Source organism: Pseudomonas fungipugnans, from assembly GCF_029955235.1.
Taxonomy (GTDB): Bacteria; Pseudomonadota; Gammaproteobacteria; order Pseudomonadales; family Pseudomonadaceae; genus Aquipseudomonas; species Aquipseudomonas fungipugnans.
Genome location: NZ_JARBWL010000002.1, coordinates 1,204,339 through 1,228,482, shown reverse-complemented (window position 1 = coordinate 1,228,482; position 24,144 = coordinate 1,204,339). Strand labels below are relative to the sequence as shown.

General features: G+C 60.0%; 16 protein-coding genes. 7 read left to right on the top strand and 9 right to left on the bottom strand.

Annotated elements, in window-relative coordinates:
* Window positions 1-208 precede the first annotated feature (208 nt).
* The 3 genes from POF45_RS20355 to POF45_RS20345 form a co-directional block, all read right to left on the bottom strand.
* A complete protein-coding gene (locus POF45_RS20355; RefSeq protein WP_282316571.1) occupies window positions 209-1,192 on the bottom strand; it encodes a fatty acid desaturase family protein in 984 nt (327 codons plus the stop codon).
* Window positions 1,193-1,258: 66 nt separating this feature from the next.
* Window positions 1,259-2,317, bottom strand: coding sequence for a GNAT family N-acetyltransferase (locus tag POF45_RS20350; RefSeq protein ID WP_282316569.1), 1,059 nt, complete (start codon window positions 2,315-2,317; stop codon window positions 1,259-1,261).
* A 646-nt stretch (window positions 2,318-2,963) separates the two neighbouring features.
* Complete coding sequence (locus POF45_RS20345; protein WP_259499313.1) at window positions 2,964-4,547, bottom strand: peptide chain release factor 3; 1,584 nt, start codon at window positions 4,545-4,547, stop codon at window positions 2,964-2,966.
* Window positions 4,548-4,912: 365 nt separating this feature from the next.
* Between POF45_RS20345 and POF45_RS20340 the strand changes: the two genes are divergently transcribed.
* The 5 genes from POF45_RS20340 (at window position 4,913) to POF45_RS20320 (ending at window position 10,037) form a co-directional block, all read left to right on the top strand.
* Window positions 4,913-5,629 (top strand): ABC transporter permease, encoded by a 717-nt coding sequence (locus POF45_RS20340; protein ID WP_282316567.1) that lies wholly within the window; start codon window positions 4,913-4,915, stop codon window positions 5,627-5,629.
* A 20-nt stretch (window positions 5,630-5,649) separates the two neighbouring features.
* Entirely contained in the window at window positions 5,650-6,543 is an 894-nt protein-coding gene (locus tag POF45_RS20335) for a glycine betaine ABC transporter substrate-binding protein (protein WP_259499309.1), read from the top strand.
* A gap of 12 nt (window positions 6,544-6,555) precedes the next feature.
* Complete coding sequence (locus POF45_RS20330) at window positions 6,556-7,209, top strand: ABC transporter permease (protein WP_259499307.1); 654 nt, start codon at window positions 6,556-6,558, stop codon at window positions 7,207-7,209.
* Window positions 7,206-8,363, top strand: coding sequence for an osmoprotectant ABC transporter ATP-binding protein OsmV (locus POF45_RS20325; protein WP_259499306.1), 1,158 nt, complete (start codon window positions 7,206-7,208; stop codon window positions 8,361-8,363). Before POF45_RS20330 ends, POF45_RS20325 begins: the two co-directional genes overlap by 4 nt.
* A 510-nt stretch (window positions 8,364-8,873) precedes the next feature.
* Window positions 8,874-10,037: a type III PLP-dependent enzyme gene (locus tag POF45_RS20320; protein ID WP_259499304.1), complete on the top strand. Its 1,164-nt coding sequence runs from the start codon at window positions 8,874-8,876 to the stop codon at window positions 10,035-10,037.
* A gap of 78 nt (window positions 10,038-10,115) precedes the next feature.
* On the opposite strand, the gene POF45_RS20315 is transcribed toward POF45_RS20320, so the two are convergent.
* Both POF45_RS20315 and POF45_RS20310 read right to left on the bottom strand, forming a co-directional pair.
* Entirely contained in the window at window positions 10,116-10,871 is a 756-nt protein-coding gene (locus POF45_RS20315; protein WP_282316564.1) for a tetratricopeptide repeat protein, read from the bottom strand.
* Complete coding sequence (locus tag POF45_RS20310) at window positions 10,868-11,548, bottom strand: Fe2+-dependent dioxygenase (protein WP_259499300.1); 681 nt, start codon at window positions 11,546-11,548, stop codon at window positions 10,868-10,870. Before POF45_RS20310 ends, POF45_RS20315 begins: the two co-directional genes overlap by 4 nt.
* A 205-nt stretch (window positions 11,549-11,753) precedes the next feature.
* On the opposite strand from POF45_RS20310, the gene POF45_RS20305 reads away from it, so the two are divergent.
* Both POF45_RS20305 and POF45_RS20300 read left to right on the top strand, forming a co-directional pair.
* On the top strand, window positions 11,754-14,012 hold the full coding sequence (locus POF45_RS20305; RefSeq protein ID WP_282316563.1) for a TonB-dependent receptor: 2,259 nt from the start codon (window positions 11,754-11,756) through the stop codon (window positions 14,010-14,012).
* 169 nt (window positions 14,013-14,181) lie between these two features.
* A complete protein-coding gene (locus tag POF45_RS20300) occupies window positions 14,182-16,710 on the top strand; it encodes a sulfite reductase flavoprotein subunit alpha (protein ID WP_282316562.1) in 2,529 nt (842 codons plus the stop codon).
* A 118-nt stretch (window positions 16,711-16,828) separates the two neighbouring features.
* Here the strand turns inward: POF45_RS20300 and POF45_RS20295 are convergent, their stop codons facing one another.
* From POF45_RS20295 to ptsP, 4 genes are all read right to left on the bottom strand, one after another.
* Complete coding sequence (locus POF45_RS20295) at window positions 16,829-18,370, bottom strand: alkaline phosphatase D family protein (protein ID WP_282316561.1); 1,542 nt, start codon at window positions 18,368-18,370, stop codon at window positions 16,829-16,831.
* 111 nt (window positions 18,371-18,481) lie between these two features.
* Complete coding sequence (locus tag POF45_RS20290; protein ID WP_259499293.1) at window positions 18,482-20,224, bottom strand: PTS fructose-like transporter subunit IIB; 1,743 nt, start codon at window positions 20,222-20,224, stop codon at window positions 18,482-18,484.
* 11 nt (window positions 20,225-20,235) lie between these two features.
* Window positions 20,236-21,177 (bottom strand): 1-phosphofructokinase, encoded by a 942-nt coding sequence (gene pfkB, locus POF45_RS20285; protein ID WP_282316558.1) that lies wholly within the window; start codon window positions 21,175-21,177, stop codon window positions 20,236-20,238.
* Entirely contained in the window at window positions 21,177-24,038 is a 2,862-nt protein-coding gene (gene ptsP, locus POF45_RS20280) for a phosphoenolpyruvate--protein phosphotransferase (RefSeq protein ID WP_282316557.1), read from the bottom strand. The genes pfkB and ptsP overlap by 1 nt, the downstream gene beginning before the upstream one ends.
* Window positions 24,039-24,144: the final 106 nt, after the last annotated feature.

The following is a 24,144-nucleotide window of genomic DNA, read 5'->3' as shown; positions in this document are numbered from 1 at the left end:
CGCTAACGAAGGGCAGTAATTGCCGCCGCTGGATAGACTGGTTTGGAATAATCGACATATCAAATTCAACTAACGCAACACTCCCACAGGGATTTGCTTGCTGGCCGGGATCGGGGCAATAAAAAACCCCGCTGCTTTCGCAACGGGGTTTTCGGCATCAAGTCCGCAAGAGGTTCTTAAACACTGCCGGTCTTGGCGCTTGTGACGGTCAGACCCGCCGATCGAAGAAATGCCCCATCAGCTTGAGTAACGGCCGGCGTCGATTTTTCCATGCAAAACGCCATTCATTCGATTGTTCTACTAGATGGTCGCCTTCTTGCTGATGCAGAAGACTGTGGGCTTGAGGCAAGCGATACCAGGGGACCGAGGGGAACGCGTGGTGAACGATATGGAGATTGAAGTTCAGGATGATGAAGCGCGACCAGAGCGGTACGTTCCCGCAATCATGAGAAACGGTGTCTTGCTCCCAGAACTGGAGGCGATCGGCATCTTTGTCCAGAAGCGGGGCTTCGGCGTGATGAGGCAGATTCAACAACTCCACCATGAAGAAGAGGATCAGCCACATCGCAAGATAAAAACATGCCAGCTCTGCCAGGCGGCCGAACGCGAAAGCAATGAGCGCTACGACGACGTATCCCGCCAGATAAAGACGTGCGAAACGGATCTCTTTCATTATCTTCGGTGAGTTATCACCCTGGGCGCGTGCGACAAACGGCGCTCGCCAGTTGGCCAGGAAGTGATTGGCAGCAATCATTGGAATCCAGTGCTTCCACATGAACTCCAGTGTTCTTTCCTGCTTTTTGGTCATCACTGAAAATTTTTCAATCATGCTTTTGTTTTCTGGATCATTGACCGGGTGAGCGGTCCACGTATGGTGCGCCATGTGATATCGGCGTCGAACCAGAAAAGGCAGGGCAATTAGCCAACCATTAAAGTGGCCGATGAAATTGTTGATTTTCCGGTTGTCCGAGGCTGAGCCGTGTAACGCCTCGTGCGAGATAAGGTATATCTGCACGATGGCAAGCCCGGCCAGTATCAAGGCGATACCTTGAAGTGCGATAGATGAGCTGATCCATAGATTCCAGGCGAACACGAGAATAAACAGATCAGCCACCCACAGAATAAGTGTCCAGGGCTCCTTGGCACCGTCGGGAATCTGTTTTCGAACAGCGCTCCATTGTTCTCTTGTCATTTTAAAACTCCTCGGTAGTGATTCGGGCACTCATGAATCGGGCTCGGCGGGCTGAATAAATGAGCATTAATTGTTGCGTCCAATAAGACATAGACTTTGGGTCAGTTCGGAGTAAGCCTGATCAAAGAAGGCCACTTCGTGATCGAAGCCATGGCTTTGCGGAGGCTGCAAGAAGCGATGGCGTACAAGCATGACGCAATCGAATCGAACACCGGCGTGAAGGTGCCAGGCTGGAAGATAAGCTGTCATGACAAACCCCAGCTTAACCATCTGACTGATTAACTCGACTTTGTCGGCAAGCATATACGCGCCGATATAGGCAGATGTTTCCCATGTCGCGATAGCCGACTTCAACTCAAGAAAAACTTCACGTTCAGTTGTTGCCGCGCCGGTATAGCCAGACACGGTGAATGCATCCGCCACTGCGTCGCAGGAATACAAGAAAGAACCGTGCTCTTCAGTGTCGGATGGGCCAGTAAAGTAGGTATTGGGGTAGTCGCCATTGATCGGTTGAAGGCCGAGCGGATCATACAAGTGATCTTTTATGAAAGAAGACTTCAATTCGCTGACATAGGACGGCGCGATGTGGCTGAACCCATCGGCGGCAGGAGGATGTATCGCGGTAAAGTGGTACTCCCTTATGCCGTCAACCGTATTGGGTCCCCCATCATGCCCCACCAGCACACCTTTGCGGATCTGGCTCATGATGGAGTAGATGGCTCTGCTTCTCGGCACATAGAACCCTATCTCTATGGGGTCTGGATCAAAGCCCTCAAAACTGAGTTTTATCAAGCTGGAGATGCCCCCTGATCGACGAGCGCCAGGATGAACAACCCCGTAGCATGACTCCCAGGTTCGGTTCCAGGTACGACGTGCGATGCACGAACAACCTACAATTGAAGCGTCATTTTCAAGAACAAACCACTCTTGCAACTCTGAAATAATCGCGTTGTAAATATAGCGTGTGTTCTGGCAAGGGTGGGTCGTTTCTCCGTACGAGATTCTAAATAAAGACGCCAACGCTTCGGCGTCTTCAACTTTCCCGGAGCGAAGTATAAAACCATCCGTTCGCCGCTGGTTATCTGCAAGTACAGGGCTTCGTTCTACATAGCTAACCGTGTTCATGACGCACCCTCTTTTGGAATTAGATTTTTCTTGGGCAAACGGACGACGTCAGTCCATGTGCTTAAGTGCTACAGACGCAGTGCTGGCGCTCAAACAATGGAATTGCCAAGCCGTATGTCCTGCTAATGCAGAAGGGGCGTAATGAAAGGATTACAAGAGACAGAGAAAGAAGCTATTTCCGAACACAAAGTCAGAGCGCCAGAGCACCGCCAACAGCGGGGTATTGGGTTGACGAGTATTGGAGTGTGTGCGCATAGCTTGAGGTAAGACTGAGAGGTCAACCGAGTCTGGACCCTACCGTTGTGGTACGTGCCCAGATCAAATGCGGTGGTGTAATCAACACCCGAGCGATCATTGAAAGTGACTGGCTCAAAGATTAAGTTTAGATCATCCGTAATCTGATACATCATAAAGCTCCCGATGTCCGGCGTAATTGGATCCGTCCAATTCGCTGCGGCCTACTATAGATCCTAAATACGATGTGTCAAACAAATAAGCGAGATTGATGCCCGTCCAGACCTTGCTCCACTATAACCAGTTAGTTACTTATGGCGTGCAACATTACTTTCCGTGCAGCACCTTACTGAAGGCAATAAAAAACCCCGCTGCTTTCGCAACGGGGCTTTTGGGTGTTCCGGCAGAGCGCTTAGTGATGCTCACGCGTCGCACGGAATTTCACGTCCGGCCAGCGCTCTTCCATCAACGCCAGGTTGACCCGGGTCGGCGCCAGGTAGGTCAGGTGACCGCCGCCGTCGACTGCCAGGTTTTCCACAGCCTTGATCTGGAATTCCTCAAGTTTCTTCTTGTCGCTGCAATCGATCCAGCGCGCGGAATAGACGGTGATCGGCTCGTAAGAGCACTCGACCTTGTATTCCTCTTTCAAACGGCTGGCGACCACATCGAACTGCAGCACGCCGACCGCGCCGAGGATGATGTCGTTGCTGCGCTCCGGGAAAAACACCTGGGTGGCACCCTCTTCCGCCAATTGCTGCAAGCCCTGACGCAGTTGCTTGGATTTGAGCGGGTCACGCAGGCGCACGCGACGGAACAGTTCCGGGGCGAAATGCGGGATACCGGTGAAACCCAGGACTTCGCCTTCGGTGAAGGTGTCGCCGATCTGGATGGTGCCGTGGTTGTGCAGGCCGATGATGTCGCCGGCAAACGCCTCTTCCAGTTGCTCACGCTCGGAGGAGAAGAACGTCAGCGCGTCGCCGATCCGCACGTCCTTGCCGGTACGTACGTGGCGCATCTTCATGCCTTTTTCGTACTTGCCGGAGCAGATACGCATGAAGGCGATACGGTCGCGGTGTTTAGGGTCCATGTTCGCCTGGATCTTGAACACGAAGCCGGCGAATTTCTCTTCAACCGGTTCCACAGTGCGCTCGTTGGCGACGCGGGCCAGCGGTTTCGGGGCCCAGTTGACCACGGCGTCAAGCACGTGATCGACACCGAAGTTGCCCAATGCCGTACCGAAGAACACCGGCGTCAGCTGGCCGTCGAGGAACTCCTGCTGGTTGAACTCGTGGCAGGCGCCCTGCACCAGTTCCAGCTGATCGACAAAACGGTCGTACTCGTCGCCCAGGTGTGCGCGCGCTTCATCGGAATCGAGCTTCTCGATGATTTTCACATCGGTACGTTCGTGGCCGTGACCGGCGGTGTACACGATGATGTAGTCGTCGGCGAGGTGGTAGACACCCTTGAAGTCGCGGTAGCAACCAATCGGCCAGGTGATCGGCGCGGCCTTGATCTTCAGGACGGCTTCGATTTCGTCGAGCAGTTCGATCGGGTCGCGGATGTCACGGTCGAGTTTGTTGATGAAGCTGACGATCGGCGTGTCCCGCAGACGGCAGACGTCCATCAGGGCGATGGTGCGTGGCTCAACACCTTTACCGCCGTCGAGGACCATCAGGGCCGAATCCACCGCAGTCAATGTGCGATAGGTGTCTTCGGAGAAGTCTTCGTGGCCCGGGGTGTCGAGCAGGTTGATCATGTGATCGCGATACGGGAACTGCATGACCGACGTGGTAATGGAAATACCACGCTGCTTTTCCATTTCCATCCAGTCTGAGGTGGCATGGCGGTCGGATTTACGAGATTTCACCGTGCCCGCAATCGCAATCGCCTTGCCCATCAGCAAGAGCTTCTCGGTGATGGTGGTTTTACCGGCATCGGGGTGGGAAATAATGGCGAAAGTGCGGCGTTTCGCGACTTCGGCGGCCTGTTTGGTCATGGGAAATCGCCTGGCAGGTGATTCAAAAAAGGGCGGCGAGTATAGCGCAAACCGAGCCTCACGGACCACCGCTCGCCCAGTCGCCATCGGTCACTGCAAGGCCGCGAAACGAGATCAAGGGTGGCTAAATGCTGTTATTTATGGAACCTTTTAAAAGGTGCAGACGTCCACTCCCCTGTTACAGCATTCGTACCAGGGGCTGATAAATCAGCAAGTTAGCCTGACGAGGCTGCGCTTATGGCTCGATCTCATGCGGTTTCATCAGCATGAAGAGCTGCTTCTCGCGAACGTATTTTCCCGGCAGCCAGGAATGGCATTGCCACTCGGGACTGCGTTCGCCGACAAAGAAAAAAAGGAGTCCGCCTGTGGCTATTCGCTATGGCAAAGGGCTGATAGGAGGTGCGGTTGTCGTCGCCCTTCTGGCCCTGCTGGTCCACTGGATCGGCATCAACACGATCGAACATTACCGCGACGATTTGTTGTTTTACCTGCAAGCTCATCTGATCCTTGTCCTCGCTTCCATGCTGGCCGCCCTCGTTGTGGGCATCCCCGCCGGCATCTTTCTCAGCCGCCCGACCATGGTTAGCCGCGCTGAACGCTTCATGCAGATCTTCAACATCGGCAACACCGTGCCGCCTCTGGCCGTACTGGCCATCGCCCTGGGCATTCTCGGTATCGGCAGCGGTCCCGCGATCTTCGCCCTGTTCCTCGCCTCGCTGCTGCCGATTGTGCGCAACACCTATGAAGGCCTGAAAAACGTTCAGGGTTCGCTGAAAGAAGCGGCCGTCGGCATCGGCATGACGCCGACTCAAGTGCTGTGGCGGGTCGAATTGCCGAACGCCGTACCGATCATCATCGGTGGCGTGCGCGTGGCGCTGGCGATCAATGTCGGGACCGCCCCGCTGGCATTCCTGATCGGCGCCAACAGCTTGGGCAGCCTGATATTCCCCGGCATCGCCCTGAACAATCAGCCGCAACTGCTGCTCGGCGCGGCCTGCACCGCCCTGCTGGCCTTGCTGCTCGACGGTCTGGTGACACTGGCCAGCCGCCTCTGGCTCGAACGCGGCTTGCGCCCGTCTTAAGCCTCGGCAAAGGAAAACTCATGAAAAGAATTAGCTTGTTACTAGGCTGCGTCCTGCTGTTCGCAGGATTTGCCCAAGCCGCTGAAAAACCGGTGATCCGCATCGGCGCACGGGTGTTCACCGAACAAACCCTGCTGGCGGAAATCACTTCCCAGTACCTGCGCACCAAGGGTTATGACACCCAGGTGACCGGCGGTCTGGGTAGCAACCTGGCCCGCAGCGCTCACGAAAGCGGCCAGCTCGACCTGATGTGGGAATACACCGGCGTGTCGCTGGTGGCTTATAACCACGTCACGGAAAAACTCGACAGCGAACAGTCCTACGCCCGAGTGAAAGAACTCGACGCGAAAAAAGGCCTGGTCTGGCTGACGCCCTCGAAATTCAGTAACACCTACGCCCTGGCCCTGCCGGAAACCACCGCCAAGGCGTATCCGCAGATCAACACCATCAGCGAGCTGAACACGGTGATGCAGGCCGAGCACAAGCAAAACCACCTGGTGGCGCTGGACACCGAGTTCGCCAACCGCTCCGACGGCCTGGACGGCCTGGTCAAGCTCTATGGCATGAACCTGACCCGCAAGAACATCCGCCAGATGGACGCCGGGCTGGTCTACACCGCGCTGCGTAACGGCCAGGTGTTTGCCGGCCTGGTCTACACCACCGACGGTCGGTTGAACGCTTTCAAACTCAAACTGCTCGAAGACGACAAGCACTACTTCCCGGACTACACCGCCGCTCCCGTGGTGCGTCAGGTGTACCTCGACGCGCATCCGAAACTGGCTGAAGAACTCAAGCCTCTGGCTGAACTGTTCGACGACGCAACCATGCGCCAGCTCAACGCGCGGGTCGATGTCGATCACGAAAGCCCGTCGTCCGTTGCCGCAGATTTCCTGCGCCAGCATCCGATCAACTGAGGAGGAAAAGCCATGGAATTCTTGAACGCCTTTTCCCATCTCGACTGGGCGCAGGTCGCACACCTGACCTGGCAGCACATCACACTGGTGGGTATCGCCGTGACGCTGGCGATTTTCGTCGGTGTGCCGCTGGGCATTCTGATGACGCGTTTCCCGTCGCTGGCCGGCCCGCTGCAAGCCAGCGCCACAGTGCTGTTGACCGTGCCGTCGATTGCGCTGTTCGGCCTGCTGCTGCCGTTCTACTCCAAATTCGGCCAGGGGCTGGGCCCGATGCCGGCGATCACCGCCGTGTTTCTGTACTCGCTGTTGCCGATCATGCGTAACACCTACCTCGCCCTGACCGGCGTCGAACCGGGTATTCGCGAAGCCGCCAAAGGCATCGGCATGACCTTCGGCCAGCGCCTGCGCATGGTCGAACTGCCAATTGCCGTGCCGGTGATCCTCGCCGGGGTGCGCACCGCCGTGGTGATGAACATCGGTGTCATGACCATCGCCGCCACCATCGGCGCCGGCGGCCTGGGCGTACTCATTCTCGCTTCCATCAGCCGCAGCGACATGTCGATGCTGATCGTCGGCGCCGTGCTGGTCAGTCTCCTGGCCATCTTCGCCGACCTGCTTCTGCAATGGCTGCAACGCACGCTGACTCCAAAAGGACTCCTGAAATGATCGAACTTCAAAACCTCAGCAAGACCTTCCAAAGCAACGGCAAAGATGTGAAAGCCGTGGACTCGGTAAGCCTGACCGTCAATGAAGGCGAAATCTGTGTGTTCCTCGGGCCATCGGGTTGCGGCAAAAGCACCACGCTGAAAATGATCAACCGCCTGATCAAGCCGACCTCCGGCAAGATCCTGATCAACGGCGAAGACACCACCGACCTCGACGAAGTGACGTTGCGCCGCAACATCGGCTATGTGATCCAGCAGATCGGTCTGTTCCCGAACATGACCATCGAGGAAAACATCACCATCGTTCCGCGCCTGCTGGGCTGGGACAAACAAAGGTGCCACGACCGTGCCCGCGAGTTGATGAGCATGATCAAGCTGGAACCCAAGCAGTACCTCAATCGCTACCCGCGTGAATTGTCGGGTGGCCAGCAGCAGCGGATCGGCGTGATTCGTGCGCTGGCGGCGGATGCGCCGTTGTTGCTGATGGATGAACCGTTCGGCGCCGTCGACCCGATCAACCGCGAGATGATCCAGAACGAATTCTTCGAGATGCAACGGGCGCTGAACAAGACCGTGATCATGGTCAGCCACGACATCGACGAAGCGATCAAGCTGGGCGACAAGATCGCGATCTTCCGTGCTGGCAAGCTGCTGCAGATCGACCACCCGGACACGCTGCTGGCGCATCCGGCTGATGAATTTGTCAGCAATTTTGTCGGCCAGGACAGCACGCTCAAGCGCCTGCTCCTGGTGAAAGCCGAAGACGCAGCGGACAACGCGCCGTCGGTCAGCCCGGAAACACCAGTGGCCGAGGCCCTGGAATTGATGGACGAACTGGACCGTCGTTATGTCGTCGTCACTGACGGTGAGAACAAGGCACTGGGCTATGTACGACGTCGCGACCTGCACCGTCAGACCGGCACCTGCGCGCAGTACTTGCGCGAGTTCAACGCCACGGCGGCGTACGACGAGCACCTGCGCATCCTGCTGTCGCGCATGTACGAGTTCAACCGCTCGTGGCTGCCGGTGATGGATGCCGAGCGCGTGTTCCTTGGGGAGGTGACTCAGGAATCGATTGCCGAGTACCTGAGCTCCGGCAAGTCGCGTGGTGGCAAGACCAGCATTGTTTCGCCAGCCGAGACAGCCGTCGCCTGATCTGTCTGAGGCACCAGTGCTCTTGTGGCGAGGGAGCTTGCTCCCGCTCGGCTGCGCAGCAGTCGTAAAATCAGCCGATACGGTCCTTCTGAAGAACCGCATTGCCTGATTTTGGGGCCGCTGCGCAGCCCAGCGGGAGCAAGCTCCCTCGCCACAAGGGCCATCCAATCCCCTTCAAATCTCCCTTCTACGGGAACATCACACCGTCACACAGGTCGGTTACATCAGTAGCTACCCAGGACCACACGACGGAAGCGTGCAAAAACGCGACATTTTTTGTTGATCTCAAGCCCCTCACGCCCTAAAGTTCGCGCCGAACGTCCATGCTGGAAACGATCCATCCGGCTCAAGTACTGACGACGAGACAGCAAGGCCAAGGGCAGAACCATCGCCCATGGCCTTTTTGCTTTCGGCGACATGCCTTGGGAAGTAGGCGAACCAAAGTGGGGATACGGAGGGCGTTCATTTGCACCCATTTATTTACTCAGTTTGCCAGTAGGAGCCCCATCCATGTCGATCGATGTCGAAGACTATTTCGCGCGCGATACCTTCAACAAAATGAAGGCGTTCGCCGACAAACAAGAAACCCCGTTCGTGGTGATCGACACCGCGATGATCAGCCAGGCCTATGACGACCTGCGCGCCGGTTTCGAATTCGCCAAGGTCTACTACGCCGTCAAGGCCAACCCGGCCGTGGAAATCATCGACCTGCTCAAAGAGAAAGGCTCGAGTTTCGACATCGCCTCGATCTACGAGCTCGACAAAGTGATGAACCAGGGCGTGACCCCGGACCGCATCAGCTACGGCAACACCATCAAGAAATCCAAGGACATTCGCTACTTCTACGAGAAGGGCGTGCGTCTGTATGCCACCGACTCCGAAGCCGACCTGCGCAACATCGCCAAGGCTGCACCGGGTTCGAAAGTCTATGTGCGCATCCTCACCGAAGGCTCGACCACTGCCGACTGGCCGTTGTCGCGCAAATTCGGCTGCCAGACCGACATGGCCATGGACCTGCTGATCCTCGCCCGCGACCTGGGCCTGGTGCCTTATGGCATCTCGTTCCACGTCGGCTCGCAACAACGCGACATCAGCGTCTGGGACGCGGCCATCGCCAAGGTCAAAGTGATCTTCGAGCGCCTGAAAGAAGAAGACGGCATCCACCTGAAGCTGATCAACATGGGCGGTGGCTTCCCGGCCAACTACATCACCCGCACCAACAGCCTGGAAACCTACGCTGAAGAAATTATCCGTTTCCTCAAGGAAGACTTTGGCGACGACCTGCCGGAAATCATTCTGGAGCCGGGCCGTTCGTTGATCGCCAACGCCGGCATCCTGGTCAGTGAAGTGGTGCTGGTGGCGCGTAAATCCCGTACCGCGGTAGAGCGTTGGGTGTACACGGACGTGGGCAAGTTCTCCGGCCTGATCGAAACCATGGACGAAGCCATCAAGTTCCCGATCTGGACCGAGAAAAAAGGCGAGATGGAAGAAGTCGTCATCGCCGGCCCGACCTGCGACAGCGCTGACATCATGTACGAAAACTACAAGTACGGCCTGCCACTGAACCTGGCGATTGGTGACCGTTTGTACTGGTTGTCGACCGGTGCCTACACCACCAGCTACAGCGCGGTTGAATTCAACGGCTTCCCGCCGCTGAAGTCGTACTACGTTTAAGCGCTACTCGTAGACATGAAAAAGCCCATGACGCGTCATGGGCTTTTTTGTGCGTGAAATATCTCCCCGCGTCGCATGTCAGAGAGGCGTCAGTTCGGCCCAGCGTTTGGCGTAGTCAGTGGCCAATGCACGAATAGCTGGATGCTCTGCGTTCAATAACGTCTGACTCGCCACCCGCAAAAAATTCAGATTCCCGCCAGCCAGCGCCTTGCGTAACCAGCCCAGCGCGTCTTCGATATGGCCCTCATCCGCCAGCAGCGCGGCATAGCTGAACTGTCCCCGGAAATCACCACCGAACGCCGAACGCTGATACCAGTCACGGGCGGCCAGCGGATCAGCCGAACAAACCCGTCCGTCTTCCAGATAGCGCCCCAGCAAATTCATCGACTTCGCATGGCCCAATTCAGCGGCACGGCGATAAAGAATCAGCGCTTGCGCCTGGTCTTCAGCGACGCCACGGCCAGTGGCCAGTAGATTGGCGTAGTTGTACATCGCCCAATCCAGCCCGGCCTGCGCAGCTTGGCGGTAATGCGCGGCGGCCACCACCGCATCGGCAGTGCAACCCCAGCCGTGTTCATGACAACGCCCGAGCATGTTGCGCGCCATCAGGTGTCCAGCGTTGGCAGCAATTGCAAACCAGCGCACGGCCAGCGGCTGATCCTGTTCGATGCCCTGCCCGTCCAGCAGGATTTGCCCGAGCAAGGCCTGAGCGTCGAGGACGCCTTCGCGGGCGGCGATCAGGATCGCCTGGGCCGCCCGCGCCGGGCTTTCTTCAAGCATGGCTTTGAGCTGATCGCCGTCGAGCACCTCTTCGCGGCGCAGTTGATAACTCATACCTCGACCCAACGGCGCAGCAGGTTGTGATAAGTGCCGGTCAGGCGAATCAGCGACGGGTGGTCCGGCATGTCCCGGGTCAGTTGCTGGATCGCGCCATCCATCTCGAACAGCAAGGCGCGCTGACTGTCTTCGCGCACCAGGCTCTGGGTCCAGAAAAACGATGCATAGCGTGCGCCACGGGTGACAGCGTTGACCTTGTGCAGGCTGCTGCCGGGGTACAACACCATGTCACCGGCAGGCAGCTTGACCCGCTGGGTGCCGAAAGTGTCCTGGATTTCCAGTTCGCCGCCGTCGTAGTCCTCGGGCTCACTGAAGAACAGCGTCGCCGACAAATCGGTACGCACCCGCTCGACGCTGCCCTTGGGCTGGCGCACCGCATTGTCGATATGGAAATCGAAACTGCCACCCGCCGTGTAGCAGTTCAGCAACGGCGGAAAAACCTTGTGCGGTAACGCTGCCGACATGAACTGCGGATTTTTCCACAGCCGCTCGAGCATCGCCGCGCCAATTTCCTTGGCCAGCGGATGGCCTTCCGGCAGTTGCAGATTGTGCTTGGCCTTGGCCGACTGGAAGCCCGCAGTGATTTTCCCATCGGCCCAATCAGCGTGCTCCAGCGCCTCACGAATGCGCTGTACTTCTTCTTTCGCGAACACGCCGGGGATGTGCAGCAGCATAGGGAAAACACCAGACGCAAAGGGATGCCAATGGTATTGATTCTTATTGCACATGTAAAACCCTGTGACGCACGAGACAACAAAAACCGTAAGGGTAAATCGTAAAGATTGTAAATTCAGCGCAAATAGCAACGTTTCGCAATTGATACAGATACCTGTTTACCCTATATTCCGCGACCTCAAATCCTTGGGGAGGGGAATTCACATGTCACGCCAACCATCACAATTACCTGTCAGTTCACCGCGTTTGCTCGCGTCTGCAATTGGCGTGGCGATCACTGCCGGCTCTGCAGGCCACCTGGTTTTTGCCGCTGAAAAGACCGACGACAAAGCGCCGAGCAATGCAATCTCGCTGGACGCCACCAGCGTGACCGGCGAGCTGGACGACACCTCCTACAAGACCGATACATCGGCCTCCAAGAAGTACACCGCGCCGCTTCGTGAAACCCCGAAAAGCGTCACCGTCATCCCGCAGCAAGTGATCCGTGACACCGGCGCGACCAGCCTGGTCGATGCGTTGCGCACCACCCCAGGCATCACCTTCGGTGCCGGTGAAGGTGGCAACCCGGCCGGCGACCGCCCGATCATTCGTGGCTTCAACGCTGAAAGCGACGTGTTCATCGACGGCATGCGCGACCCGGCGTCTCAAAGCCGCGAAATCTTCGACGTGGAGTCGATTGAAATCAGCAAAGGTCCAGGCTCGGCCTTCACCGGCGCCGGTTCCACCGGTGGCAGCCTGAACCTGATCAGCAAGACCGCCAAACTGGGTAACTTCTACAACGGCGGCTTCACCTGGGGCTCGGATCAGACCAAACGCACCACCCTGGACCTGAACCAGCAGATCAACGACACCTCGGCCTTCCGTCTGAACCTGATGAAGCACGAAGCCAACGTCGCCGGCCGTGACGCCGTGGACGTCAGCCGCTGGGGCGTGGCGCCGACCTTCTCGTTCGGCCTGGGCACCGACACCCGTGTGATCGTCGGTTACTACCACAACGAGAGTGACGATATTCCGGACTACGGCATCCCGCTGACCCTCAGCCCGAATCGCAGCAAATACCAGGTCGACAAACCGGCCAACGTCAATCGCGACAACTTCTACGGCCTGACCAGCCGCGATTACCGTCAGACCAGCGACGACAGCGGCACCGTCAAGATCGAACATGATCTGAATGATGACCTGACCGTTTCCAACAGTTTCCGCATGTCCCGTTCGACCCTGGACTACATCGTCACCAACCCGGACGACAGCAAGGGCAACGTGGCCAATGGCAGCGTGTACCGTGGTGCGAAAAGCCGTAACTCGACGTCCAGCGGCTGGGTCAACCAGACCGACCTGAGCGCCAAATTCAATACGGCCGGCATCGAGCACAGCCTGGTCACCGGCCTGGAGTTTTCCTATCAGGACACGCACAACCGGCCGTATGTCCTGACCTCGACGGCCACCGGCACTACGTGCAACCGCGCGCTGTTCAGCTCCGGCGACTGCACCAATCTGTACAAGCCGACGCCTGGGGATAACTGGTCGGGCACCATCACTGACAGCGCCGCCTATACCGATACCGACACCAAGACCGCTGCGGCCTACGTGTTCGACACCCTGAAGTTCAACGAGCAATGGTCCCTGAACCTGGGCCTGCGCTACGACAACTACCAGACCGAATCCAGCGGTTACAGCACCGGCGGCCGTGGTGCAGTGGCGGGCAACTTCTCGCGCGAGAACACCAGCAACCTGCTGAACTACCAGATCGGCGTGGTCTACAACCCGTTGCCTAACGGCAGCGTGTATGCAGCCTATTCCACCTCCAGCAACCCGGCCGGCGAAACCAGCGGTAATGGCGGCATGGAACTGGCGGCGAACAACAGCGACCTGGACCCGGAAAAGAACCGCAACTACGAGGTCGGCACCAAGTGGGACTTCTTCGGTGACGACCTGTCGCTGACCGCGGCCCTGTTCCGCACCGAGAAAACCAACGCACGTATCGACGATCCGGACGGCGCCACCACTCAGGTGCTCGACGGCGAGCAAACCGTGAATGGTCTGGAACTGACCTACACCGGCAAGCTGACCCGCAACTGGAAAGTTTTCGGCGGCTACACCTATATGGAAAGCGAAGTGGTCAAGACCACCCTCGCTGCCGATAAAGGCAACCACATGCCGAGCACGCCACGAAACAACTTCACCCTGTGGTCGACCTACGACCTGATTCCGGAGAAGTTGACTGTCGGCGGTGGCGCGACCTTCGTCGATTCGCAATTCGGCAACGTCGCCAACTCGGTGGAGATCCCGTCCTACTGGCGCTACGACGCGATGGCCAGCTACGCCCTGACCAAGAACGTGGACCTGCAACTCAACGTGCAGAACCTGACTGACAAGCGCTATTTCGACCAGGTGTTCCAGACCCACTACGCCCATGTCGCGGCGGGCCGGACTGCCTTGCTGAGTGCCAACTTCCACTTCTGATCGCCAGCCAGCTCGCTCCCACATTGAATGCGGGTGGAGACAGGAAGCAGGGCAAAGCCCCGTTCATCCAGGTGAACGGGGCTTTTGTGCGTAAAAAAGAATGTTTCTCGACAACCCACGGCATAATGCGCGCCGTGATGATTATTTTCGAACGGACAAGGCGAGCGACGTGTTGAAGAAAACCCTGTTCCAGTTGCACTGGTTTTTTGGCATCAGCGCCGGCCTCGTCCTGGCTCTGATGGGCATCACCGGGGCCACGGTGTCGTTTCAGGATGAAATCCTGCGGGCACTGAACCCCTCGGTGTTGCAGGTCGAGAAGCAGGTCAGCGGTGTGTTGCCGCCCGTCGAGCTGGTGGAAAAAATCGAAGGCGCCACCGGCAAGAAAGTCTCGATGCTCTGGGTCGAGACCGACAGCGGCAATGCCGCCCGGGTGTTCTTCACCCCGCCGCCGGGCGAGCGTCGTGGCCAGATGCGCTACTTCGATCCGTACACCGGCGAGTTCATGGGCGACGCTACCGGCCAGGACTTCTTCGGCCTGATGCTGCAACTGCACCGTTTCCTCGCCATGGGCGACACCGGTCGGCAAATCACCGGGGCCTGCACGCTGATCCTGGTGTTCTTCTGCCTGTCCGGCCTGTACCTGCGCTGGCCGCGTCAGTGGAAAAGCTGGCGCGCCTGGCTGGCCCTGGACTGGAAGAAAAAGGGCCGCAGCTTCAACTGGGACCTGCACTCGGTCGCCGGCACCTGGTGCCTGGTGTTTTACCTGTTGGCGGCGCTGACCGGCTTGTCCTGGTCGTACGAGTGGTACAACAAGGGCCTGACCAGACTGCTGTCCGATGCGCCGCAGAACGAACGGGTTCGCGGCGGTCGCGGCCCGGCTCCCGAAGGCCCGGCACCGACGGCTGACTATGCGGCAATGTGGAGCAGCATCTACAGCGCCGCCGGTCCGCACTTGTCCGCCTACAACATTCGTATGCCGCCAGTGGCCGGCCAGCCGGCCACGGTGTTCTATCTGTTGAGTTCCTCGCCCCATGACCGGGCGCTGAACCAGATCACCCTGGACCCGGCCACCGGCATCGTCACCCAGCATGATCGCTACAGCGACAAGAGCCTCAAGGCGCAATGGCTGACCAGCCTTTACGCGCTGCACGTCGGCAGCTATTTCGGCATTGCCGGCCGGATCATCCTGACTGTCACCGCGCTGACCATGCCGCTGTTTTTCATCACCGGCTGGTTGCTGTACCTGGATCGCCGGCGCAAGAAAAAACAGATCAAGGATGCACGCAAAGGGCTCACGCAACCGGGCAGCGATGCACCGGCCTGGCTGATCGGTTTCGCCAGCCAGAGCGGTTTTGCCGAGCAACTGGCCTGGCAGACCGCCGGGCAATTGCAGGCCGCCGGCTTGCCGGTGAAGGTGCAAGCACTGGCGGACATCAGCGAGCAGGACCTGCAGGATTCGAGCAACGCCCTGTTTGTGGTCAGTACGTTTGGTGACGGTGAAGCGCCGGACAGTGCCCGTGGTTTCGAGCGCAAGGTGCTGGGCCGCACGCTGAGTCTTTCGAACTTCAACTATTCGGTGCTGGGTCTCGGCGACCGGCAATATCAACACTTCTGCGGTTTCGCCCGGCGCCTGCACAACTGGCTCGGCGAGCATGGCGGCAAGACGCTGTTCGCCCCTGTGGAAGTCGACAGCGGCGACCCGTACGCCCTGCGTCACTGGCAGCAACAACTCGGGCTGCTGACCGGACAAGCGCCGGTGGACACCTGGCAGGCGCCGAGCTACGACAACTGGACCCTGACCCGCCGCGAGCTGCTCAACCCGGACAGCAGCGGTTCGCCAGTGTATTTGCTGGGCCTCACCGCCCCGAGCACCAGCAGCTGGCTGGCCGGTGATCTGGTGGAAGTGCTGCCGCGCAATTGCGCGTGGGCGATCGAGCACTTGCTTGATGGCCTGGGGATTGACGGTCGAGCCACTGTGGAACTCGATGGCCTGTCGCAACCGCTGGAGCAAGCCCTCGCCAGTCGCCAACTCCCGGAAAACCGCGCCCACCTGGTCGGTTTGCATGCCCAGGCATTGGTGCAGGCACTGGTGCCACTGACGATGCGCGAATATTCCATCGCCTCGATTGCCGCCGACGGTGTACTGGAACTGATCGTGCGTCAGGAAATGCACGCCGACGGCAATCTGGGGGTTGGCTCCGGCTGGCTTACCGAACATGCGCCGGTGGGCGGCAGCATCAGCCTGCGGGTGCGGCGCAACAGCGGCTTCCACCTGCCAACCGAACCGCTGCCGATGATCTTGCTCGGCAATGGCACCGGGTTGGCGGGATTGCGCAGTTTGCTCAAGGCGCGGATTGCCGATGGGCAGCAGCGCCATTGGCTGCTGTTTGGCGAACGCAATCGCGAGCATGACTATCTGTGCCGCGACGAGTTGGAAGACTGGCTGATTTCCGGGGATCTGGAGCGGCTGGACCTGGCGTTTTCACGAGATCAGGCCGAGAAAATCTACGTACAGGACCGCCTGCGCGAATCGGCCGACGAACTGAAAAAATGGCTGGCGGAGGGCGCGGTGATTTACATCTGCGGCAGCCTTCAGGGGATGGCTTCAGGCGTGGATCATGTGCTGAACCAGGTGCTGGGGATTGAAGAGGTGGACCGGTTGATTGAGCAGGGTCGCTACCGCCGGGACGTTTACTGATATATCTCGATTGATGGTTGAGGCCTCTTCGCGAGCAGGCTCGCTCCCACATTTTGGTCTGTGTGGGAGCGGCGGTGCGACTTGCTCGCTCCCACATTTGATCGGTGTATTCGCTGATTTAAACCGGCTGGAGCTTCTGCTCAAACACACTGACACCGGCCAGATCCCGCAGCACCACGCTCATCTCCCCCGAGCGCCCATCAATATTCACCTCGCCAAAAAACTGAAATCCGGCAAACGGCGAGCTGTTCTGCACCGGTGGCGCCTTCTCGAACACCACCTCGGGGCCAAAGGTTTTATCCAGCGGATTGGGCCCGAAACTGCCGGCATTCAACGGCCCGGCGACAAACTCCCAGAACGGATCGAAATCCTGGAACGCCGCCCGATCCGGGTGGTAATGATGCGCCGCGCAGTAATGCACATCCGCCGTCAGCCACACCGTGTTGCGCACCTTTTGCGCCCGCAGGAAACCCAGCAACTCGGCGATTTCCAGCTCGCGGCCCTGGGCCGGTCCCGGGTCGCCATTGGCCACCGCTTCCCAGCGCGCCACCCCGGGACTGACCTCGCCGTCAGGCACGCCAAGGCCAATCGGCATGTCGGCGGCAATGACTTTCCATTGGGCACTGGATGACTTCAACTTACGCTTGAGCCAGTCCAGTTGCTCACGCCCCAGGAATGGTTTGGCAGCCCCCAGGTTGTCATCGTTGGCGCCGCGATAACTGCGCATGTCGAGCACGAACACATCGAGCATCGGCCCGTAACTGAGCTTGCGATAAATCCGCCCGCCGTTGTCGGCGCTCTGCAAACGCATCGGCGCGTATTCGAGCCACGCCTTGCGCGCGCGGCCCACCAGCGTGTGGATATCTTTGTCCTGATAGCGCTCATCCAGTTGCTTGCCCGGCGACCAGTTATTCACCACTTCATGGTCGTCCCACTGCCAGATCTGCGGCACCTCGGCGTTGAAGCGACGGACGTTTTCATCCATCAGGTTGTAGCGATAATTGCCGCGATATTCGTCGAGGGTTTCGGCGACTTTGCTCTTCGCCTCGCTGGTGATGTTGCGCCAGATACGACCGCTTTCGGTGGTGAGCTGAGCCGGTACGGGGCCGTCGGCGTAGATGGTGTCGCCGCTGTGGATAAAGAAATCCGGCAGCCGTTGGCGCATGGCTTCGTAGATGCGCATGCCGCCGATGTCCGGGTTGATGCCGAAGCCCTGGCCGACGGTGTCGCCGCTCCAGACAAAACGGATGTCGCGACGCGCCGTGGGCACGCTGCGCAAGTGGCCGAGCCAGGGCTCGCTGGCGACCCCGCTTTGGGCGTCTTCGAAATGCACGCGATAGAAAATCGCCTGGTCGGCGGGCAGCCCGGTGAGTTCGACCCGGGCAGTGAAATCGGTACGGGCATCGGCCAGGCGCGAGACGAATCGGCGCGCATTAGTGAACTGGCTGCGGGTGTCCCACTCCACCACCATCCTCGCCGGGCGGTCGCTGCGGCTCCAGATCATCGCCCGGTCGCCCAGCAGATCGCCTGATTGCACGCCGTCGGTGAGTTGTGGTCGATCCTTGACCGAAGCGATGACCGCCGGCGCCAGGCCGGGCAATAACAGCCCGGCCCCGACCGCTTGCATGACACGACGGCGACCGAGATTGAATTCGCTCATGGTGTTCTCCCTGGAAAAGGGAAACTAAAGCACGGTTGGATGAATCCGTTGTGACACAGACTTTTGGTTGGCGCCGATCAAATATGGGGGCGATGTAGGGATATGTGTGGATCAGGCGTTAACCGGCTCCACCGCCAACTCCACCACCTCCGGCCGCTTGAGCACGGCATACGCCACCGCCGTCAACAAACTCCCCGCCACAATCGCCAGCAAATACAGCAGCGCATGGTTGATCGCATTCGGGATCGCCAGCACAAACAACCCGCCATGCGGCGCCATCAGTTTGCAGCCGAAATACATCGACAACGCCCCGGTCAGCGCGCCACCGGCGATGCTCGCCGGAATCACCCGCAGCGGGTCTTTGGCGGCAAACGGGATGGCCCCTTCGGAGATGAAGCACAAGCCCAGCACCAGCGCCGCTTTGCCGGCCTCGCGTTCGGTTTGAGCAAACTTGCGCCGGGCGATGAAGGTAGCGATGCCCAGGCCAATCGGCGGCACCATGCCGGCGGCCATGGTCGCGGCCATCGGGGCATAACTTTGCGAGGCCAGCAGCCCGACGGAGAACGCATAGGCCGCCTTGTTGATCGGACCGCCGAGGTCGACGCACATCATGGCGCCCAGCAACACGCCCAGCAGAATCGCGTTGGTGGTACCCATGCTGTCGAGGAAATGCGTCAGGCCTTCGAGCATCCCCGCCACCGGTTTGCCGACTACGTAGATCATCACCAGACCGGTGAACAGGCTCGCCAGCAACGGGATGATCAGGATCGGTTTCAGCGCCTCAAGGCTCTGCGGCAACTTCGCGTAACGGTTGATGGCCTGCGCCGCATAGCCGGCGATGAAACCGGCCAGGATCCCGCCGATAAATCCGGCGCCGAGGGTGCTGGCGAGCATGCCGCCGATCATCCCCGGCGCCAGGCCCGGACGGTCGGCGATGGAGTAAGCGATGTAGCCTGCCAGCAACGGCACCATCAATTTGAACGCGGTCTCACCGCCGATCTGCATCAACGCCGCCGCCAGGGTGCCCGGCTCCTTGAACGCGGTGATGCCGAAGACGAACGACAACGCGATCATCAAGCCGCCCGCCACCACCATCGGCAGCATGAACGACACCCCCGTCAGCAAGTGTTTGTAGACGCCTGTCTTCTCTTGCCTGGCCGGCCCCGCCGCGCCGCTGGATGCGCTTTCCTGTTTGCCTTCGGCCAGCGCTTTATTGAGTGTGGCTTCGGCTTGCTTGAGTGCAATGCCGGTGCCGCAACGGTAGATCTTCTTGCCGGCGAAACGCTCGGTGGCGACCTCGATATCGCAGGCCAGCAACACCACGTCGGCATCGGCAATCGCGGCGGCGCTCAGCGGGTTACGCGCGCCGACCGAGCCTTGGGTTTCCACTTGCAGGTCGTAGCCCAGACGCTTGGCCGCCTGTTGCAAGGCTTCGGCGGCCATGAACGTGTGAGCGACGCCGGTCGGGCAGGCGGTAATCGCCACCAGACGCGGCGCATTCTTTGCGGCCTCGACAGGAGCGGCAGGAACAGCCTCGGCAGCGACGTAAACCGTCGCCTCCTCAGCGCCACGGCGCAACACCGCTTCAACGTCTTGCAGGGCCTGGGCCGGGGTGCTCTGGAACACTCGCTTGCCGATAAATCGCGACATATCCACAGGCGCGCTGGTCACCAGCAACACCCACTCGGCCGCCTCGATCGTGGCCGCCGACAGCGCCCGCTCCGGGTGCGTCGAATCAACCACTTCAACGCTCGTGCTCCAGCCCTGACGCTGGGCTGCCGCATCCAGCAGGCGCGCGCACAGCACACTGGTGACCATGCCGTTCGGACAGGCCGTAACAATGGCTAACTTCATGACAACCCCTCTTATTGTTCTGTCAGGGGGCGCACGCGCACACCCTGTTCGAGCTGCGCCAGGTGCGCCGCATCACCGATGCCGAAACCGATCTGCGTAACGGCCATCGCGGCAATCGCGGTGGCAGTGCGCAACGTTTGCTCAGGCGTATCGGCGTTGAGCAAACCGTGGAGCATGCCGGCCAGCAGCGAGTCGCCAGCGCCGACGGTACTGACGACGCTGACCCTGGGCGGCGTGGCATGCATTGCCGCCCCGACACTGAACCAGTTCACGCCATCGCCACCGTGGGAAATCACCACATGCTCGATGCCTTGGGCGTGCAAGCGGCTCGCCGCTTCGGCCTGGGCGGCCACCGACACCACCTCACAACCGAGCGCATCGGTGAGTTCTTCAGTGTTCGGCTTGATCAGCCACGGCGCCGCGCTCAGACCAACCCGCAGCGCCTCGCCGCTGGTGTCGAGGGCGACTTTCAGGCCGAGGCTTTTCAGGCGCAGGATCAAGCCGTGCAACCAGTGCGGGCTGACGCCACGCGGCAAGCTGCCGGCAACCACGACCGCATCATGACCGGGCGCAATCTGATCAAGCCGCTCAAGCAACGCCTGTTGCGCCGCTTCGTTCACCACCGGCCCCGGACCGTTGAGATCGGTAATGCGCCCGTCGCTTTCCGCCAGTTTGATGTTGCTGCGAGTCTCGCCGGGAACGCGGATGAAGGCGTCGACAAAACCCCGTTTGGCGAACAGGGTGTCGAACGCTTGAAGATTGTCTTCACCGAGAAAACCGCTGACCGTCAGTTGATGACCGAGGTCGGCCAATACCTGCGCGACATTCACGCCTTTGCCGGCGGCGTGGGTGTGCATCGCGTCGCTGCGGTTGACCTGACCGGGTGCAAGCACCGGCAACTGGACGGTGAGGTCCAGCGCCGGGTTGAGGGTCAGGGTGAGAATCCTGGCCATTACAGGGCCTCCACTAATGCGCGCACTTCATTGGCGCTGCCCACGGCCAAGGCCTGCTGGGCGAGGATTTGAGTCTGGGACAAGCTGAGCTCGCGAATGCGCGCCTTGACCTCGGCAATGCTGCGACCCGAGACACTGAGTTCATCCACGCCGAGGCCGACCAGCACCGGCACCGCCAATGGATCTGCCGCCAACTCGCCGCACACGCCGACCCATTTGCCATGGGCATGGGCCGCACGCACGGTGATGTCGATCAACTGCAGCACCGCCGGGTGCAAGCCATCAGCCTGGGCCGACAGGGTCGGGTGACCACGGTCGATGGCCAGGGTGTATTGAGTCAGGTCGTTGGTGCCGACGCTGAAGAAGTCGACCTCCTTGGCCAGCACCGGCGCCAGCAGAGCCGCCGACGGCACTTCGATCATGATCCCCAGTTGCAGGTCCGCGACCGGAATTTCCAGGCGCAAACGTTCGGTCATGTCCCGTGCCTGACGCCACTCGTCAACACTGCCGACCATCGGGAACATGATCCGCAATGGACGGTTGTCGGCGGCACGCAGCAAGGCGCGCAATTGCGCTTCCATGATCTGCGGACGTTGCAGGGTCAGACGAATGCCACGCACACCGAGGAAGGGATTTTCTTCCTTGGCGATGGGCCAATACGGCAGCGGTTTGTCGCCGCCGACATCGAGGGTGCGCACCACCAGCGGACGCCCGGCGAGGCCATCGAGTACGCGACGGTATTCGGCTTCCTGGGTGGCCTCGTCCGGCGCTTGCGAATGGGCCATGAAAATCAGTTCGGTGCGCAGCAGGCCAATGCCTTCGGCGCCCTGCTCCACCGCGCTGGTGACGCCGGCGCTTTCGCCGATATTGGCAAAGACTTCGACCGCGTGACCGTCGGTGGTCAGCGCCGGTTGATGGCGTTGTTCGGCGGCGACCTTCAGGCGTTGCTCACGGGTGTCACGTTCTTCGGTGGCGCGCTGCAAGGTGGCAGCGTCGGCATCCACATGCAGGCGACCGCGCTGCCCATCAATCAGCAACGGCGTGCCCGGTGCGAGCAGCAACACGGCGGCGCCAGCACCGACCAGCGCCGGAATACCCAGGGCACGGGCGACGATGGCGCTGTGGGCGGTGGCGCCGCCACGGGCAGTGAGGATGCCGGCCACGCGAGCCGGATCGAGACGCGCCACGTCGGACGGGCCGACCTCGTCCATCACCAGAATGTACGGCTGATCAGGCTCGCTCGGGGTTTCGATGCCGCACAATTGCGCCAGCACTCGACGACCAATGTCCCGCAGGTCGGCGGCGCGCTCTGCCAGCAGCGCGTCCTGCAGCGACTCCTGCTGTTTCGCGGCGGCTTCGATCACCGCCATCCATGCCGCTTCGGCACTTTCGCCCTGCTTGAGGCGGGTGTCGACGTCGTCGGTCAATTCCGGGTCGTCGAGCATTTCCTGGTGGGTGATGAAAATCTCGCGAATGGCTTTGGATTTGCTGCGCTCGATCAGGCCTTCGATATCGCGACGAACATCACTCAGGGCTTGCTTGAGGCGTTCGCGTTCGACGGCGGCAGACTCACCGCGCAGCGGGTAATCAATGGCTTGCAACACTTGAATATGTGCCGGGCCGATGGCAATGCCCGGCGCGGCGGCGATGGCCTGGATCAGGCTGCCGGAGACTGGGGCAAGAAGCACTTCGGCGACGTCGGCAAACACTTCGCGGGCCTGACTGACTGCCGGCAATGGTTCGACTTCTTCGCCGAGGCCTTCTTCTATAGCGGCCAGCAAGGCCGGCAAGGCGTCGGCGGCGATGCTCGGTTCGGCGATGAATTCCAGCACCTGAGCGCGACGGGCGCCGAGGCTGAGCAACTTGCTCAAACTCTTCACTGACACCGCACTGTCTTGACCGTCGACGATGCGCACGCGGATTTCGCCATCAAAACTTTTCGCCAGTTGCGCGAGGATCTTCGCCGGGCGCGCATGCAAACCGTGGGCGTTGGCCAGGGCAATGCGTGCGCTCGGCCAGTCGGCGGGCACTTCACCGCCCAGCACTTCGAGGACTTTACGGCTGCTGGTGGCGCGCCCCAGTTCGTGGCCGCGCCCTTCGATCAACAGCGCGCACAGGCGTTCGAGCAACGCCTGATGCGCTTCGCCGAGGCTGGCCAGACAGAACAGGCCGCTCAATGGCTGGCCGAGGTAGCGCATGGGTTTGTCCGGGGTGACGAAGGCCAGGCCCGGACGCTTGACCGTCTGTTCGCTGTGCAGCCACCACAGGCCATCGCCCAGTGGCAGCGCTTCGACCTGCTGCAACACGGCGGAGAAACCGTTGCTCACACAATCGGCCTGGCGCAACAACCGCGCGCCACGCCAGACCAGTTCTTCGAAATCATCGGCCGACACGCCAAGGCCGATCATCTGCGCATCCAGCGCCAGCTCTTGTGGCGCGCCTTGCAGCAGTTTCAGCAACGCATCGGCGGAGCTGGCGCGGCGCAGGGCCTGGCCCAGATCAGTTTCGCCCAGGGCGCGGGTCAGCAGTTGCAGCAGGCGCAGATGCTCATCGGATTTGGCAGCAATGCCGATGGCCAGGTAGACGATCTGGCCGTCGCCCCAGTCCACGCCGTCGGGGAATTGCATCAGCCGCACGCCGGTGGAAAACACCTGGTCGCGGGTTTGTGGCGTACCGTGGGGGATGGCAATACCTTGACCGAGAAACGTCGAGCCCTGGGCTTCGCGCGCCTGCAAACCGGCGAGATACCCCGCTGCCACCAGGCCATCGGCAACCAGATGATCGGCCAGCAGTTGCAACGCAGCGGGTTTATCCACCGCCGATTGGCCCATGGAAATCTGCTCTTTGGTGAGCTCGAGCATGCTTTCTCCTTTTTGGCGCCGTATGACACCAGGTATTGTTTTGAATGAATCAGCTTAGGCGCTTGGTCACTACTTTTGGCGGTTTCGCGGCAGAACCGGCCAAAGG

Excerpts from the sequence above, each read along its gene's own strand:
- POF45_RS20355 (WP_282316571.1), bottom strand. The coding sequence starts at position 1,192 with ATGACAAGAGAACAATGGAGCGCTGTTCGAAAACAGATTCCCGACGGT.
- POF45_RS20350 (WP_282316569.1), bottom strand. The coding sequence starts at position 2,317 with ATGAACACGGTTAGCTATGTAGAACGAAGCCCTGTACTTGCAGATAAC.
- POF45_RS20345 (WP_259499313.1), bottom strand. The coding sequence starts at position 4,547 with ATGACCAAACAGGCCGCCGAAGTCGCGAAACGCCGCACTTTCGCCATT.
- POF45_RS20335 (WP_259499309.1), top strand. The coding sequence starts at position 5,650 with ATGAAAAGAATTAGCTTGTTACTAGGCTGCGTCCTGCTGTTCGCAGGA.
- POF45_RS20330 (WP_259499307.1), top strand. The coding sequence starts at position 6,556 with ATGGAATTCTTGAACGCCTTTTCCCATCTCGACTGGGCGCAGGTCGCA.
- POF45_RS20325 (WP_259499306.1), top strand. The coding sequence starts at position 7,206 with ATGATCGAACTTCAAAACCTCAGCAAGACCTTCCAAAGCAACGGCAAA.
- POF45_RS20320 (WP_259499304.1), top strand. The coding sequence starts at position 8,874 with ATGTCGATCGATGTCGAAGACTATTTCGCGCGCGATACCTTCAACAAA.
- POF45_RS20315 (WP_282316564.1), bottom strand. The coding sequence starts at position 10,871 with ATGAGTTATCAACTGCGCCGCGAAGAGGTGCTCGACGGCGATCAGCTC.
- POF45_RS20310 (WP_259499300.1), bottom strand. The coding sequence starts at position 11,548 with ATGCTGCTGCACATCCCCGGCGTGTTCGCGAAAGAAGAAGTACAGCGC.
- POF45_RS20305 (WP_282316563.1), top strand. The coding sequence starts at position 11,754 with ATGTCACGCCAACCATCACAATTACCTGTCAGTTCACCGCGTTTGCTC.
- POF45_RS20295 (WP_282316561.1), bottom strand. The coding sequence starts at position 18,370 with ATGAGCGAATTCAATCTCGGTCGCCGTCGTGTCATGCAAGCGGTCGGG.
- POF45_RS20290 (WP_259499293.1), bottom strand. The coding sequence starts at position 20,224 with ATGAAGTTAGCCATTGTTACGGCCTGTCCGAACGGCATGGTCACCAGT.
- pfkB (WP_282316558.1), bottom strand. The coding sequence starts at position 21,177 with ATGGCCAGGATTCTCACCCTGACCCTCAACCCGGCGCTGGACCTCACC.
- ptsP (WP_282316557.1), bottom strand. The coding sequence starts at position 24,038 with ATGCTCGAGCTCACCAAAGAGCAGATTTCCATGGGCCAATCGGCGGTG.